The sequence below is a fragment of the Luteimonas fraxinea genome (assembly GCF_021233355.1).
Lineage (GTDB): Bacteria > Pseudomonadota > Gammaproteobacteria > Xanthomonadales > Xanthomonadaceae > Luteimonas > Luteimonas fraxinea.
In genome coordinates this window covers 3005782-3020368 of sequence record NZ_CP089507.1, presented here as the reverse complement: position 1 = coordinate 3020368, position 14587 = coordinate 3005782, and the positions used below count along the sequence as shown (strand labels likewise).

Annotated in this window: 13 protein-coding genes and 1 riboswitch; of the genes, 8 read left to right on the top strand and 5 right to left on the bottom strand. The window is 68.5% G+C overall.

The features are described from left to right. Nucleotides 1-96 precede the first annotated feature (96 nt). The 3 genes from LU699_RS13540 to metX are packed head-to-tail and all read right to left on the bottom strand — an operon-like array spanning nucleotide 97 to nucleotide 3472. Nucleotides 97-1185 (bottom strand): homoserine dehydrogenase family protein, encoded by a 1089-nt coding sequence (locus LU699_RS13540; protein WP_232137101.1) that lies wholly within the window; start codon nucleotides 1183-1185, stop codon nucleotides 97-99. Continuing rightward, nucleotides 1182-2423 (bottom strand): O-succinylhomoserine (thiol)-lyase, encoded by a 1242-nt coding sequence (locus LU699_RS13535; RefSeq protein WP_232137102.1) that lies wholly within the window; start codon nucleotides 2421-2423, stop codon nucleotides 1182-1184. Before LU699_RS13535 ends, LU699_RS13540 begins: the two co-directional genes overlap by 4 nt. Then, a complete protein-coding gene (gene metX / locus LU699_RS13530; protein ID WP_232137103.1) occupies nucleotides 2420-3472 on the bottom strand; it encodes a homoserine O-succinyltransferase MetX in 1053 nt (350 codons plus the stop codon). Before metX ends, LU699_RS13535 begins: the two co-directional genes overlap by 4 nt. Nucleotides 3473-3572: 100 nt before the next feature. Continuing rightward, a riboswitch (SAM riboswitch) is annotated at nucleotides 3573-3701 on the bottom strand. A 114-nt stretch (nucleotides 3702-3815) separates the two neighbouring features. Between metX and LU699_RS13525 the strand changes: the two genes are divergently transcribed. The 6 genes from LU699_RS13525 (at nucleotide 3816) to LU699_RS13500 (ending at nucleotide 10741) form a co-directional block, all read left to right on the top strand. Continuing rightward, a complete protein-coding gene (locus LU699_RS13525; RefSeq protein ID WP_232137104.1) occupies nucleotides 3816-4916 on the top strand; it encodes an NHL repeat-containing protein in 1101 nt (366 codons plus the stop codon). A gap of 8 nt (nucleotides 4917-4924) precedes the next feature. Then, nucleotides 4925-5839, top strand: coding sequence for a M23 family metallopeptidase (locus tag LU699_RS13520; protein ID WP_232580207.1), 915 nt, complete (start codon nucleotides 4925-4927; stop codon nucleotides 5837-5839). A gap of 71 nt (nucleotides 5840-5910) precedes the next feature. Next, entirely contained in the window at nucleotides 5911-7515 is a 1605-nt protein-coding gene (locus LU699_RS13515; RefSeq protein ID WP_232137106.1) for a peptide chain release factor 3, read from the top strand. Between the two features lie 76 nt (nucleotides 7516-7591). Further along, nucleotides 7592-8248 (top strand): PAQR family membrane homeostasis protein TrhA, encoded by a 657-nt coding sequence (gene trhA / locus LU699_RS13510; RefSeq protein WP_232137108.1) that lies wholly within the window; start codon nucleotides 7592-7594, stop codon nucleotides 8246-8248. A gap of 56 nt (nucleotides 8249-8304) precedes the next feature. Further along, the gene (locus LU699_RS13505) at nucleotides 8305-8697 is read left to right on the top strand and encodes a hypothetical protein (protein WP_232137109.1); all 393 of its coding nucleotides are present in this window, start codon (nucleotides 8305-8307) and stop codon (nucleotides 8695-8697) included. Nucleotides 8698-8770: 73 nt separating this feature from the next. Continuing rightward, the gene (locus LU699_RS13500) at nucleotides 8771-10741 is read left to right on the top strand and encodes an AsmA family protein (RefSeq protein WP_232137112.1); all 1971 of its coding nucleotides are present in this window, start codon (nucleotides 8771-8773) and stop codon (nucleotides 10739-10741) included. Between the two features lie 4 nt (nucleotides 10742-10745). On the opposite strand, the gene LU699_RS13495 is transcribed toward LU699_RS13500, so the two are convergent. Together LU699_RS13495 and mtgA are read right to left on the bottom strand one after the other, a co-directional pair. Beyond that, nucleotides 10746-11726: a glycosyltransferase family 2 protein gene (locus LU699_RS13495; RefSeq protein WP_232137113.1), complete on the bottom strand. Its 981-nt coding sequence runs from the start codon at nucleotides 11724-11726 to the stop codon at nucleotides 10746-10748. Then, nucleotides 11723-12481: a monofunctional biosynthetic peptidoglycan transglycosylase gene (gene mtgA / locus LU699_RS13490; protein WP_232137377.1), complete on the bottom strand. Its 759-nt coding sequence runs from the start codon at nucleotides 12479-12481 to the stop codon at nucleotides 11723-11725. Before mtgA ends, LU699_RS13495 begins: the two co-directional genes overlap by 4 nt. Before the next feature lie 59 nt (nucleotides 12482-12540). Between mtgA and hslO the strand changes: the two genes are divergently transcribed. Together hslO and LU699_RS13480 are read left to right on the top strand one after the other, a co-directional pair. Continuing rightward, nucleotides 12541-13443 (top strand): Hsp33 family molecular chaperone HslO, encoded by a 903-nt coding sequence (hslO, locus tag LU699_RS13485; RefSeq protein WP_232137114.1) that lies wholly within the window; start codon nucleotides 12541-12543, stop codon nucleotides 13441-13443. Nucleotides 13444-13548: 105 nt separating this feature from the next. Then, complete coding sequence (locus LU699_RS13480) at nucleotides 13549-14400, top strand: XOO1806 family protein (RefSeq protein WP_232137115.1); 852 nt, start codon at nucleotides 13549-13551, stop codon at nucleotides 14398-14400. Nucleotides 14401-14587 lie beyond the last annotated feature (187 nt).

The window sequence follows — 14587 nt, the reverse complement described above, 5'->3', positions numbered from 1 at the left end:
TGACGCCATTCCAGCGCGCGCGCAGCGCCCACGACACCGGGGCGCACCCGATCTAGGGTTCGCCCCAGTCAGGGACTTCCGAAACTTGCGCCGCCGTCAGACCACCTGCGCGTGGGTGATGGCCAGCACGTCATCGAGCAATGCCGCCGCGGTGACCTCCGCGCCCGCGCCCGGGCCCTGGATCACCAGCGGCTGCGCGCTGTAGCGATCGCTGTGGATCGCGACACGGTTGTCGGTGCCGTTGCCTGCACACAGTGGATGGCCGACCGGCAATGCACGCAGACCCACGCGTGCACCGTCGGCGTCGAAGCGGCCGACGAAACACAGCCGATCACCGTTCGCGGCCGCCTCCGCGCGACGCGCTTCGAGTGTGTCGTCGAGTGCGGCCAGCGCCTGATCGACGTCCGCACCCGCGGCGCGCGCGAGCACATCCGGCACCAGCGATTCGACGACGACTTCATGCGCCGGCAATGCGATGCCCGCGGCGCGCGCGAGGATCAGCAGCTTGCGGCGCACATCCTCGCCGGACAGATCGACGCGTGGATCCGGCTCGGTGTAGCCCGCCGCGCTCGCCTGCCGCACCAGCGCCGAGAACGGTTGGCTGCCGTCGTGATGCGAGAACAGCCAGGCCAGCGAGCCCGACAGCACGCCCTCGATCGCGTGGATGCGATCGCCGCCGTCGATCAGCGCGCGCAGGCTGCGCAACAGCGGCAGGCCGGCGCCCACCGTCGCACTGTCGCCATAGCGGCCGCCGATCGCGCGCGCATCGCCGATCGACAGCGCGCGCCCGAGATCGCCGCCGGTGCCGAGCTTGTTCGCAGTCACCACGTGCACGCCGCGGGTCAGCCATTCGGGATGCCAGTCGGCGACGGTTTCGCTCGCGGTCGCGTCGACGATGATGTCGCCCGGCTTCGGGCTTTCGCCTTCGGCCCACGGCGGGAATCCGGCGCGCCGACGCGCCGCGGCGCGGGCCTGCGCGAGCGCGGCATGCAGATCATCGCCACCGCCGACCTGGGTCCGCGAATTGCAAAGCCACGCGACCTCGGGCAGCGCCACGCCCTGCTCGGCGAGTCGCGCATAACGTTCGACGAACGCCGAGCCGACCGTGCCGGTACCCAGCAACGCCAGACGCGCGGGCCGCGGTTGCGCGCGGCGCCCCTGCCGCAGTTGCACGACGGTACTCATGCTTCGACGCCTGCGCGGGACGGACGCGTGGCCGCGGCCAGCACGGTCGCGGCGCGAGCGAGGCCGGCCTCGATGTCGATCAGCAGATCGTCCAGCGCTTCGATGCCGACCGACAGGCGCAGCAGACCGTCGGAGATGCCGGCCGCAGCGCGCGCCGCCGGCGTCATCGCCGCGTGCGTCATCGTCGCCGGATGCGCGATCAGGCTCTCCACACCGCCCAGCGATTCGGCCAGGGTGAACTGCTGGAGGCCAGCGACGAATGCGCGCACCACGTCTTCCTGCGCAACGCCGGGCGCGCCGGCGAGTTCGAAGGACAGCATCGCGCCGAAGCCCGACTGCTGACGCGCGGCGATCGCGTGACCCGGATGGTCGATCAGACCCGGATAGTGGACGCGCGCGACCGCCGGATGCGCGTCGAGCAGCGCGACCACGCCGGCGGTGTTTTCCTGGTGCACGCGCAGGCGTGCATCCAGCGTGCGCAGGCCGCGCAGGGTCAGGAAGCTGTCGAACGGCGAGCCGGTGATGCCCAGCGCATTCGCCCACCACGCGAGCTGCATATGCAGTTCCGCGTCGCGCGCGATTACCGCGCCACCGACCACATCGCTGTGGCCGTTGATGTACTTGGTCGTCGAATGCAGCACGACATCGGCGCCGAATTCGATCGGGCGCTGCAGCGCCGGTGACAGGAAGGTGTTGTCGACCACCGCCAGCGCGCCGGCGCGGTGCGCGGCCTCGATGACGAAGCGCAGATCGGTGATGCGCAGCAGCGGATTCGACGGGGTCTCCACCAGCACCAGCTTCGGCTGCGTGGCCAGCGCGTCGGCGAGGCTGCGCGGATCGGTGAGATCGGCGGTGACGAGTTCGAAGTGCCCCTTGCGTGCCAGCGCATCGAACAGACGCCAGCTGCCGCCGTAGGCATCGTGCGGCACGACCAGACGATCGCCCGGCTCGAGCAGCGCATTGAGCACCAAGGTGATCGCGGCCATGCCGGTCGGCGTGATCACACCGCCCGCGCCGCCTTCGAGTTCGGCCAGCGCTTCGCCGAGCAGATCACGCGTGGGATTGCCGCTGCGGGTGTAGTCGTACTGTCGCTTCTCGCCGAAGCCGGCGAAGCTGAAGTTGCTCGACAGCACGATCGGTGGCGTCACCGCGCCATAGGCCGGATCGCGGTCGATGCCGGCGCGCACGGCGCGGGTCGCGGGCTGACAGGCGGCGTCGGTCGGGGCGTGGATGCTCATGCGGGGTCTCCGGAAGTGGGGGCACGCAGCGCGGTCGCGAGCAGTGCATCGATGCGGTCGGTTTCTTTGAGGAAGGCGTCGTGGCCGTAAGGCGAGCGCAGCACGCGCAGTTGTCCGTTCGGGCCCAGGCCTTCGAGCAGCGTCACCGCATCGGCCAGCGGGACGAGGCGGTCGCCTTCGACGGCGACGACGGTCGTCGGCACGCGGATGTCGCGCGGATCGACGCGGTGCAGATCGATGGATTCCGACAACCGCAGCCACGCGGTGACCGGTGTGCGCGAGACGTAGCGCGCACCCGCTGCGTCGAGATAGTCCTCTGCGGCGACGCGCACGCGGCCGTTGACGACTTCGGGCGGGGCGTCGAAACGCTCGGCGAATTCTTCTGGTGTGCGGTAGCTCAGCATCGCGAACTGGCGCGCCAGCGACAGGCCCTGCGCATCGGCGCACTGCAGCTGGCCCAGCGCGACGGCTTGCCTTTGCAGCGCGCGCCATGCGGCCGCATAGGGATGCGCGCGATGCGCACCGCTGACCGCGACCAGCCGCTGCACGCGCGTCGCGTGGCGCGCCGCGAACTGCAGGCCGACCAGCGCACCGTAGGAGTAGCCGACGAAGGCATGCAGGCGCGCGATGCCCAGCGCGTCGAGCAGCACGGCGATCGCATCGGCCTGGTCGGTCGTGTCGATCGGCGCATCGAGCGCGCCATCGGCGCCGACGAAATCGAAGGCCAGCAGGCGCAGCTGCGCCGGATCGAGTGTGCGGCCGGGCGCGACCAGCTCTTCCAACCAGCCGGCTTCTGCATGCGCGGCGTTCGCAGCCAGATGCCGGTGCGCGGAGATGCCGCCGGCGACGAACACCACCGGCGCCGTTGCCGGGCCCTGCAGCTGATACCGCAGCGTGACCTGACGCATGCCGGCATGCCGGGTGGCGAGTCGCACGTCGAGGCTGCCGCGCGTGACGTCGTGCGCGATCGGCGCATCGGCAGCGAGCGCGTGCACGTAAGCCGCGTCGGGCGTGGGTTCGGGGCGGTAGGCGGTGTCGACGAGACTCATGGCACGGGATTCCGGATGGACTGGGCCATCGCGTCTCGCGGGAATCACCGGAAGTCGCCTGTCGGCGGAATACAACATCGGCGCGAACGCCGATACGGCATCACCATCTTCCGGTGGACACACAGGTCCCCGCAGGACTTGGCACCGCGATGGACGCCGCGCGAAGCGCGGATCCCATCAGGTTGCCCCGGCATCAAAGGGCCTGCCCCTCCGCCGGTCTCGATGGAGCGTGCAGGTTGCCAGCGCGATTCCGGAAAGTCAATCGCTTCATCCGGATGCAGAGATGGATCATTTCGGATGCAACCGGTGACGCAGATGACGCGGCGCTCGGCATAATCCGATGATGCGCATCGCCCTCCTGTTCGCGGCCGTCCTGCTGGCCGGTTGCACCACCAGTTCGCCCCTTCCCACCGCGCCCGAAGCCCACGCTGGGACGGGCGTGGAAGCGGGCGGCCGACCGGTGATCGTCGAAGCCTGGCGCTCGTCCGCGCACGCGGGCGACGAACTGGATTCGCTCGCCACCTGGCCCACGCCCGAGGGCGGCACCTGGCTGATCGCCACGGCCAAGCGCACGCACCAGCTGCGCGTATTCGATGCCGACACCGGCGCGATGCTGCGCACCGTCGGCGCCCGCGGGGCCATGCCCGGTCAGTTCGACCGGCCCAACGGCGTCGCCGTGCACGGCGATCTGGTGTTCGTCGCCGAGCGCGACAATCACCGCGTGCAGGTGTTCTCGCTTCCCGGTTTCACGCCGCTCGCCGCGTTCGGCGCCGACGACCTCCGCAGTCCCTATGGCCTGTGGGTCCACGAGACCGCGCCGGACGTGTTCGAGGTCTACGTCACCGACAGCTTCATGGACGGCGCCGACCACAAGCAGGTGCCGGACTTCGCGCGTCTCGACCAGCGCGTGCGCCGCTACCGCTTCGAATCGCACGACGGCGCCGCACCCAGGGTCACCGCGCTCGGCAGCTTCGGCGCCACCGATACGCAGACCGCGCTGCGCATCGTCGAGTCGATCGCCGGTGACGCCGCTCACGACCAGCTGCTGATCGCCGACGAAGACCTGCGCCACAACGCGACGGTCCACGTCTACACGCTCGAAGGCGCGTACACCGGTCGCGCATTGCCGGCCGGCACGTTCGATGCCGAGCCCGAAGGCATCGCGCTGTGGTCGTGCAGTGTCGACGGCGGTTACTGGATCGTCGCCGACCAGCTGCGACCACGCACCGTGTTCCGGGTGTTCGATCGCGCGCAGCTGACGCCGGCCGGCAGCTTCACCGGCGCCCACGTCGCTGCGACCGACGGCATCGCACTGCATCCCTCGCCCACGGCGCGCTTCCCCGCTGGCGCACTGTTCGCGGTCGATGACGATGCCTCGGTGGTCGCATTCGATCTGCGCGAGGTCGGGGCCGCGCTGCAGCTCGATCCCGACTGCAGCCGCTGAGCGCGCTGATGCCGATGCGGCGATGGCAGTCGGCGCTCGCGCTGCTGGCGCTGTGCGTATCCGGCGCCGCGCTCGCGCAGACGCCGTCGAGCGGTACGTGGCCCGGTGCGACGACGCCGCCACCCGCGCCGTCGGTCGAAGCCGTCACGTCTCCGACCCGCGTGTCGAGCGTCGAACTCGAACTGCGCCCGCGCTTCGGTGGCACCGAGGCGACCGCGATCAACCATCTCGCCGGGCCGGTGGAAGTGACGCTACTGGCCGACGGTCCGCCGCCGATCGCCACGCCGGCCCTGCCGGCACGCGTCGCGGTGCCGGGCGACAGCCGCCTCGTGATCGCGCAGTTGCAGGATGGCGCCGCCGGCACGCGCCTGCGGCTCGTCGCCATCCCCGGTCTGCCGGGCGCCCGTGCGCGCAACGTCGAATATCTGTATCCACTGCGCGACGCGCCCGTACGGATCGCCCAGGGCTTCGGCGGCGGCTTCAGTCACGCTGATGACGAAAACCGGCACGCGGTCGATTTTGCGGTGCCCGCCGGCACGCCGGTCCTCGCGGCGCGCGACGGGTTGGTGATGCAGGTCGAGTCCCGCGCGACCGCGCGCCTCGATCCGCAAGCGATAGTGGATGCGGGCGACGACCGCGTGCGCGGCAACTTCATCCGCGTCCTCCACGACGACGGCACGATGGCGCTCTACGCGCACCTGCAGCAGGCCGGCGTGGTCGTCGCACCCGGCGCACGCGTGCTGCGCGGCACGATCATCGGCTTCTCGGGCAACACCGGCCTGAGCGCCGCGCCGCATCTGCATTTCGTCGTCCAGGCCAACCGCGGCATGCGGCTCGAATCACTGCCGTTCCGGATGGCCGGGCCAAACGGCCCGCTGCGCTTCGGACAGGTGCAGGCCGGGGCGGAGCCGGCCAGGCCCTGAGCCCGCCGCACGGCGTCGTATAATCGGCGGCTTCCCGATTCCCGCCTGCGCGCACCCGCGCGGCCGCCCGCATGTCCGATATCGCCTCCGAAAGTTCCCGCCGCCGCACGTTCGCGATCATTTCGCATCCCGACGCCGGCAAGACCACGCTGACCGAAAAGCTGCTGCTGTTCGGCGGTGCGATCCAGATGGCCGGCTCGGTCAAGGGCCGCAAGGCCGCGCGCCACGCGACGTCCGACTGGATGGCGCTGGAGAAGGAGCGCGGCATCTCGGTGACCAGTTCGGTGATGCAGTTCCCCTACGAGGGCCGCGTCGTCAATCTGCTCGACACGCCCGGCCACGCCGACTTCGGCGAGGACACCTATCGCGTGCTGACCGCGGTCGACTCGGCGCTGATGGTGATCGACGTCGCCAAGGGCGTCGAGGAACGCACGATCAAGCTGATGGAAGTCTGCCGGCTGCGCGACACGCCGATCATGACCTTCATCAACAAGCTCGACCGCGAGGGCAAGGACCCGATCGACCTGCTCGATGAAGTCGAAACCGTGCTCGGCATCCAGTGCGCGCCGGTGACCTGGCCGATCGGCATGGGCCAGCGCCTCAAGGGCGTGGTGCATCTGGTGACCGGCGAAGTGCATCTCTATGAGCCGGGCCGCAACTTCACCCGCCAGGATTCGACGATCTTCCCGTCGATCGATGCGCCGGGCCTGAGCGAAAAAATCGGCGAGAAGATGCTGGCCGACCTGCGCGACGAACTGGAACTGGTGCAGGGCGCCAGCCATCCCTTCGATCTCGAGGCCTACCGCGCCGGCAAGCAGACGCCGGTGTTCTTCGGCTCGGGCGTCAACAACTTCGGCGTGCAGCCGCTGCTGGATTTCTTCGTCGACCACGCCCCGCCGCCGCAGGTCCGCGAAACGACCACACGCGAAGTCGCGCCGCAGGAAGACAAGCTCACCGGCTTCGTGTTCAAGATCCAGGCGAACATGGACCCGATGCACCGCGACCGCGTGGCGTTCATGCGCGTGTGTTCGGGTCGCTTCGAAGCCGGCATGAAGGTCTTCCAGCCGCGCACCGGCAAGCCGCTCAAGCTCGCCAACGCGCTGACCTTCATGGCCAGTGACCGCGAGATCGCCGCCGAGGCGTTTCCGGGCGACGTCATCGGCATCCACAACCACGGCACGATCTCGATCGGCGACACCTTCACCGAGGGCGAGAACATTGCCTTCACCGGCATCCCGAACTTCGCCCCGGAACTGTTCCGCCGCGCGCGCCTGCGCGACCCGCTGAAGCTCAAGCAGTTGCAGAAGGGACTGGCCCAGTTGTCGGAAGAAGGCGCGACGCAGTTCTTCAAGCCGCTGATGAGCAACGATCTGATCCTCGGCGCGGTCGGCGTGCTGCAGTTCGACGTCGTCGCGTACCGCTTGAAGGACGAATACGGCGTCGATGCGAGCTTCGAAGCGGTGCAGGTCAATACCGCCCGCTGGATCCGCTGCAAGGACGCGAAGACGCTCGAGGCATTCCGCGACAAGCACGCGATGAATCTGGCCTATGACGCCGCCGATCAGCTGGTCTATCTCGCGCCGACCCGGGTGAACCTGCAGCTGGCCCAGGAGCGCGCGGAGGGTGTCGAATTCCTCGCCACGCGCGAGCACGCGCATGCGGTGTCGGTGGACTGATCCGCGCCGCGATCTCTGACAGGACACGGGCTCGCGGTCATACTTCGCGGCAGTCCAATCCCCCAGCCGGACGTCGATGACCACCGCCCCGCCCCGTTCGCTCCGCGCGAAGCGTGAAGAGTTTGCCAGCGCCCTGACCCACGGTCTCGGCGCGACCGCCGCGCTCGCCGGCGGTGCGGTCCTGATCACCCTGGCCGCGCTCTACGGCAACGGCTGGCAACTCGGCGCATCGATCGTGTTCGGCGTCTCGCTGCTGCTGCTGTATCTGGCGTCCACGCTGTACCACGCGGTCGAACACCCGGTGGCCAAGGGCCGCCTGAAAGTATTCGACCACTGCGCGATCTATCTGCTGATCGCCGGCACCTATACGCCCTTCACGCTGATCGGATTGCGCGGCACGCTGGGCTGGTGGCTGTTCGGCATCATCTGGACGCTCGCGCTGGCGGGCGTGGTGTTCAAGCTGTTCTACACCGGCCGCTTCCGCGGTCTGTCGACCGCGATCTATGTGGCGATGGGCTGGCTGGTAGTGATCGCGATCGGCCCGGTCGCGGCCGCGCTCGATACCTGGACGCTGAGCTGGATCATCGCAGGCGGCGTGTTCTACACGGCCGGCACCTTCTTCTACATGCGCGATTCGATTCCCTACGCGCATGCGATCTGGCACCTGTTCTGCATCGGCGGCAGCGTCTGCCATTACGTGGCCGTGCTGGCCCAGGTCGTGCCGGCGCGTTGATCGCCAGCGCGCGCGTCGCGACAATCAAGCGGTCGTCGCCCACGCCGGAGTTCCGCATGCGATCCGTCCCGCTGTTGTCCGCCCTCGCCGTCGTCATGCTGGCGGCCTGTTCCGCCGAACCACCGGCGCCGCCTGCACCCGTGGCCGCGCCCGCGCCGCCGCCCGCGACGCCTGCGCCCGCGCCGGAAACCGTCACCGCGGCCTACGACTGCCCGACGGCCGCCATCGTCGAGATCATCCGCGAAGGTCGCTTCGCCCGACTGCGCATGACCGATGGCCGCATCGTCAATCTCGGCGTGATCCGCGGCAGCCAGCCGCCGGTGTGGTCGGAGGTCGGCCTGCGTTTCGTCACCACCGATGCCGGCGCCGAACTGTCACAGGACAACGGCCGCACTGTGCGCTGCACCGAAACCGCACTGCCGGACTCGGGGCCCGCGGACGCGTCGTGATGCCGAACCGCAACGGAACATTCACCCGCAGTTGACCGCGGCGCGTCGATGGTGGGGCTGAACAAGGCCCCCCATGACGACCACGCCCCCATCTCCCGCATCGCCCCGTCCGCGTTTCCGTCGATTCGCATCGTCTCGACCGCTGCGCGTCGTTGCGCTCGTGCTTCTGGTGGCGATCGTGCTGCTGGTTCTCCTTTGGGACTGGAACTGGTTCAAAGGTCCGGTCGAACGCATCGTCGAAGCCCGCACCGGCCGCGCACTGGTCATCGGCGGCGATCTCGATGTCGATCTGGGCCGCACGACCACCGTCCGCGCCGACGCCTTGCGGTTTGCGAATGCGGACTGGTCCGAGTCACAGACGATGGCCTCGGTCGAGCGGCTGGAGATCAAAATCGAGGTCTTCCCGCTGCTGTTCAAGCGCGAAGTGCGGCTGCCCGAAATCCGGCTGGTGAAACCGATCCTGCGCCTGGAAACCAATTCCGATGGCGGCACCGGTAACTGGGACATCGCGTTTGGTGGCGGCGGCGATGGCCCGCCGCCGCAGATCCGTCGGCTGTGGGTCGAAGACGGCCGCCTGCGCTATCTCGATGTGCCGGGCCAGACCGACATCGACGTGCGCCTGGCCAGCCGTGAATCGCGCGGCGGCGAAGATGCCGCGCCGGCGATCGGCATCGAAGGCGGCGGCAGCTGGACCAACAACCGGTTCACGCTGGAGGGCGTGGCCGAGTCGCCGCTCGCGCTGCAGGACACCGACAAGCCGTACCGCATCGATCTGCGTGCCCGCGCCGGCGCCACGCGCGCCCATGTGCGCGGTTCGCTGGTTGCGCCTTTCCAGTTGCGCGACTTCGATCTGCAGTTCGCACTGTCGGGTCGCAATCTCGCCGATCTGTTTCCGCTCGTCGGCGTCGCCCTGCCCGACACGCCGCCCTACGCGCTCGACGGTCGTCTGACCCGCGACGCGGCCACGTGGCACTACGACGGCTTCACCGGCAAGGTCGGCCAGAGCGATCTCGGCGGTTCCGCCGCGATCACGCTCGGCGGCGAACGTCCGTTCCTGAAGGCCGATCTGGTCTCCAAGCGCCTCGACTTCGATGATCTCGCCGGTTTCATCGGCGGCACGCCGGATACCGAAGGCGACGCGCTCGACCCCGAACTCGTCGAACGCGAACGCGCGCTCGCGGCCAAGGGCCGCGTTCTGCCCGATACGCCCTACGACCTCGCGAAACTGCGGGCTATGGACGCCGACGTGCGCCTGCGCGCGCAGCGCATCAATGCGCCGAAGCTGCCGATCGACGACATGGACGCGCATCTCAAGCTCGATGCCGGTCTGCTGCAGCTCGAACCGCTGAACTTCGGCGTGGCCGGCGGCAACATCCGTTCCAACATCCGGCTCGACGCGCGTCAGGACGTCATCCAGACCCGTTTGCAGGCCTCGGTGCGTCGCATCAGCCTCGGCGGGCTGTTCCCGCCCGATACGCTTGCCGGCGAGGCGGTTGGCCGGATCGGTGGCGATTTCAATCTCGCCGGCACCGGCAACTCGGTCGCCGCAATGCTGGGCAGCGCGAACGGCGACGTCGCGGTCGGCATGGGCGCCGGACGGGTCAGCAACCTGCTGGTCGAACTGGCCGGCATCGATGTCTACGAGACGCTGAAATATCTAATCGGCAACGACAAGCAGATTCCGGTGCGCTGCGCGTTCGCGGACTTCGGCGTACAGCGAGGCGTGATGGAAAGTCGCGCGTTCGCGTTCGACACCACCGACACCATCATCCTCGGCGAAGGCACGATCAATCTGCGCGAGGAACAACTGGATCTGCTGCTGCGTCCGCGCCCCAAGGACCGCAGCATTCTTGCGCTGCGTACGCCTTTGACGATCGGCGGCACCTTCGCATCGCCGAGCTTCCGACCCGATCTCGCGCGTCTGGGCCTGCGCGGCGCCATCGCGCTCGCGCTCGGCTCGATCGCGCCGCCGGCCGCACTGCTCGCGACGCTGGAACTGGGCGGCGGCGAAGACAGCGGTTGCGGCGGCCCGTATGCCAAGTAGACGATCAGACGTTGGACAGCCGGTTCAACGCGCCCGGTCCGGGCGCCGGGTGCCAGGCGCTCACCAGATAGAGCGGGCGCTGCTTGGATTCCTCGTACAGGCGTCCCAGGTACTCGCCGATCACGCCCAGCGCGACCAGCTGCACGGCGCCGAGGAACAGGATCACCGCCATCATCGTCGGCCAACCCGCGACGCGATCGCCGTACATCAGGGCCTTGCCGATCACGTACAGCGCGAACGCGAACGCGCCGCAGGCGGTGAACACGCCGACATAGGTGGCCAGTCGCAAGGGTGCGGTCGAAAAACTCGTCACGCCATCGAGCGCGAAATTCCACAGGCGCCAGAAGCCGAACTTGGTGTGTCCGGCGATGCGCTGCTCGCGCGCGTACGGCACGGCGATGCGGTTGAATCCGATCCAACCGAACAGCCCTTTCATGAAGCGATGCCGCTCGCGCAACTGGCGTAGCCCATCCAGCGCGCGGGGAGACAGCAGCCGGTAATCGCCGGTGTCGGCCGGCACCGGCGTCTTCGCGAGGCGTTGGATGACGCGATAGAACACATGTGCGGTCGAGCGCTTGAGCCAGCTCTCACCCTCGCGGCTCAGCCGCGTGCCGTGCACGTCGTCGTAGCCGTTGCGCCAGTGCGCGACGAACTGCGGAATCAGTTCCGGCGGATCCTGGCCATCGGCATCGAGGATCATCGCCGCGCCCTCGGTCACCATATCGAGGCCTGCGGTCAGCGCGACTTCCTTGCCGAAATTGCGCGACAGCCGCAGCAGCGCCACGCGTGCGTCGCCGGCCGCGATGCCCTGCAGGACCTGCCAGGTCGCGTCGCCACTGCCGTCGTCGACGTACAGAACACGCGTGTCGATGCCATCCGCGGCGAGCGTCTCCATCACCGCGGCGATGCGCGGATGCAGGACCGGCAACGCATGCGCCTCGTCGAACGCGGCGATGACGATGGTCAGCCGATCATGGGCACTCACTTGAGCGCCTCCAGATAGGACTCGCCGCCGATCTGGCGCGCATTGCGCTGGATCCATTGCGCGCGTCGCTGCACATACGGTCCGGGGCGCGACGCGTTATAGCGCTGCGGACTCGGCAGCACCGCCGCCAGCCGCGCGCTTTCCCCAGCGCTCAGTTGTGCTGCGTCTTTACCGAAGTGCCGCTTCGCCGCGGCCTGCGCGCCGTAGATCCCGTCGCCGAACTCGGCCACGTTGACGTAGACCTCGAGGATCCGCGTCTTCGGCCACAGCGTTTCGATCAGCAGCGTGTAGTACCCCTCCAGCCCTTTGCGCACCCAGCTGCGTCCGCCCCAAAGGAACAGGTTCTTCGCCGTCTGCTGGCTGATCGTGCTAGCGCCGCGCATGCGTCCGCCGCTCGCGTTGTGCGCGCGCGCCTTTTCGATCGCGTCCAGATCGAAGCCGCGGTGGCTGGCGAAATTCTGGTCTTCGGCTGCGATCATAGAGACCGGCAGCGACGACGCGATACGGTCGAAATCGCGCCATTGGTAATAGAGGTTGAAATCGCGCTCCCCGCCGGTCCAGGCCTCGACCTGCCGGATCGCCATGAAGGTCGAAAACGGCGGATCGATGAAGCGCAGCGCCAGCACCTGCAACACAGGCAGCACGGCGATCAGGACGCCCAACCACAGCAGCCGCCGCAGCCAGCGGCGGGCGAACGAGGGGCGTGCTTGCGGGACGGCAGTGCCGTCCCCATGTCGGAGAGCCGGTTGTTCCATGGCGGCCACTCTATCGGTCACCCTTGACGCCGCCAATCGAAATCCCTTCGCGAGCCGACATGACCGACATCGCCCAGCCCGACAGCGACCGCCTGTCACGCTTTCTTCTGCAGACCGCCGGCGTGCGCGGCGTCCGCGTCCATCTGCGCGACGCCTGGCAAGCCGTGCGCGCGAATGGCCCCTACCCGCCGGCGATCGAAGAGATGCTGGGCGAAGCCTGCGTGGCGTCGGCGCTATTCACCGGTCACGCCAAGGTCGACGGTCGCCTCTCGGTGCAACTGCGCGCGCCGGGCCCGATGCGCACGCTGTTCGCAGAGTGCACGGCCGCCGGCACGATCCGCGGCATCGCCCGCTTCGACGGCGATGGCGCGGACGTTTCGCGTGACTTGCGCGCGCTCGGTGATGACGCACTGCTGGCGATCACGATCGAAAACCCCTCGCCGCATCGCGAGCCCAACCGCTATCAGGGCCTGGTCGCACTGACGGCCGAGTCGCTGTCCGGCGCGTTCGAGGACTATTTCCGCCAGTCGGAGCAACTGCCCACGCGCGTCCTGCTGGCGGTCGACGGCGACGAGGCCGCGGGCCTCATGCTGCAGAAGTTGCCGGGTGACGAAGGCGACGACGATGGCTGGAACCGCGCCAGCGCTCTGTTTGACACGCTGTCGACGGCGGAACTGCTTCGATGGCCCACCGAGACGCTGCTGTCACGTTTGTTCCCGGAAGACGCTCCGCAGTTGCTCGGGGAACGAGCGTTGACCTTCGGTTGCTCCTGTTCGCGGGGACGCGTCGAAGAGATGCTGGTATCGCTCGGGGCAGAAGAAGCCCGCGCCGCGGTCGTCGATGGGGAAGCCAAGGTGATCTGCGAGTTCTGTGGACAGTCCTACGGATTCAGTGCCGAACAGATCGAACAGCTGCTCGAAACGCCCGAAGTCGACGTGGAAGTGTCGGAGCGGTTGCAGTAACGCCATCCGGTTGCCCGGCGCAGATTGTTAAAGAAATATAAATGTTCTAGAGTCCCGGAACGAACGATAGGGGAACTTCCGGGCCGAGCCCGGGTCACAACGGCCATGCGATTGCCTGTCACGCGCCTCGTACTTGCCCTCGGTCTCGCCCTCGCGGCGGCCTCGGGCGCGGCCGCGCAGGAAAAACGCAACCAGACCGTCCTGCCCGTACTCGACACCTCCGGCAAGGTCGAGGCCTTCCTGGTCCTCGAACCCGCGACCGCCAACCAGTCGAGCCGCCGCTGGCGCTTCGGCGAAAGCCAGTTCGACGCCGCGTTCGGCCTTGAATCGGGCAGCTCGCTGGCCCTGCTATGCAGCCCCGGCAGCAGCTTCAACGGCGCCGTCAGCAGCCTGGCGCGCAACTGCCAGCTGGCTTCTGTCGGTGACAACACGCCTGGCGCCCGTCGTGCCAGTGCGACGGCGAGCCTGAGCCGTCCCGGCGGCGGCGTGGGCCTGACGCTCGGCGAAGGCCGCGACACCCTGCCCGGCTTCCTCAGCCCGTCGCGGGTCGCCTCGGCTGGCCAGGTCGATCTCCACGACCTAACCGTTTTTGCCAAGAAAGACATCGGCGACGACGCTTACGTCTCGCTCGCCGGCACCCTGGCCAAGGCCACGCTGATCCCGACATCGGCCGCGCCTGCCACACTCAGTGACCACTGGACCAGCCGAAGCCTCAGCGTCGGCGGCGGCATCGGCCGCTTCAGCGCCAACATCGTCGGCCAGGTCGTCGACACCCCCGGCCTCCCGAAATGGGAAGGCGTCGGCCTCGGCGTCAGCTGGCGCACCCCGTGGAGCGGCCAGCTCACAGTCGGCGCAGACAACGTGATCACCCGGGGCAAGAACCCGTTCTCGAAGATGACCGAGAACGCGGACGACGAGGGCGCGGTGCCGTATATCCGGTACCAGCAGGATCTCTGACGGTCTTGGATAGCAGCCCCGTCCTGGGGCGTCATAGCTAAGTCACCGCTTGCACCACGTGGCAGGCAATATTTCAGTAACGACCAGCGCCCGTCGCCAAAAGTAGGCCGCAGACTGATGGGGTCAGGCGGCTGCGATGCGTTTGCGCCAAGTGAGCCAGTGCGCGCACTCCCTTCACCGCTCGTCA

Bases quoted from the DNA above. Each gene is read 5' to 3' on its own strand.
- LU699_RS13520 (WP_232580207.1), top strand. From the start codon at position 4,925: ATGCCGATGCGGCGATGGCAGTCGGCGCTCGCGCTGCTGGCGCTGTGC.
- LU699_RS13540 (WP_232137101.1), bottom strand. From the start codon at position 1,185: ATGAGTACCGTCGTGCAACTGCGGCAGGGGCGCCGCGCGCAACCGCGG.
- hslO (WP_232137114.1), top strand. From the start codon at position 12,541: ATGACCGACATCGCCCAGCCCGACAGCGACCGCCTGTCACGCTTTCTT.
- metX (WP_232137103.1), bottom strand. From the start codon at position 3,472: ATGAGTCTCGTCGACACCGCCTACCGCCCCGAACCCACGCCCGACGCG.
- LU699_RS13500 (WP_232137112.1), top strand. From the start codon at position 8,771: ATGACGACCACGCCCCCATCTCCCGCATCGCCCCGTCCGCGTTTCCGT.
- mtgA (WP_232137377.1), bottom strand. From the start codon at position 12,481: ATGGAACAACCGGCTCTCCGACATGGGGACGGCACTGCCGTCCCGCAA.
- LU699_RS13535 (WP_232137102.1), bottom strand. From the start codon at position 2,423: ATGAGCATCCACGCCCCGACCGACGCCGCCTGTCAGCCCGCGACCCGC.
- LU699_RS13505 (WP_232137109.1), top strand. From the start codon at position 8,305: ATGCGATCCGTCCCGCTGTTGTCCGCCCTCGCCGTCGTCATGCTGGCG.
- LU699_RS13525 (WP_232137104.1), top strand. From the start codon at position 3,816: ATGCGCATCGCCCTCCTGTTCGCGGCCGTCCTGCTGGCCGGTTGCACC.
- trhA (WP_232137108.1), top strand. From the start codon at position 7,592: ATGACCACCGCCCCGCCCCGTTCGCTCCGCGCGAAGCGTGAAGAGTTT.
- LU699_RS13480 (WP_232137115.1), top strand. From the start codon at position 13,549: ATGCGATTGCCTGTCACGCGCCTCGTACTTGCCCTCGGTCTCGCCCTC.
- LU699_RS13515 (WP_232137106.1), top strand. From the start codon at position 5,911: ATGTCCGATATCGCCTCCGAAAGTTCCCGCCGCCGCACGTTCGCGATC.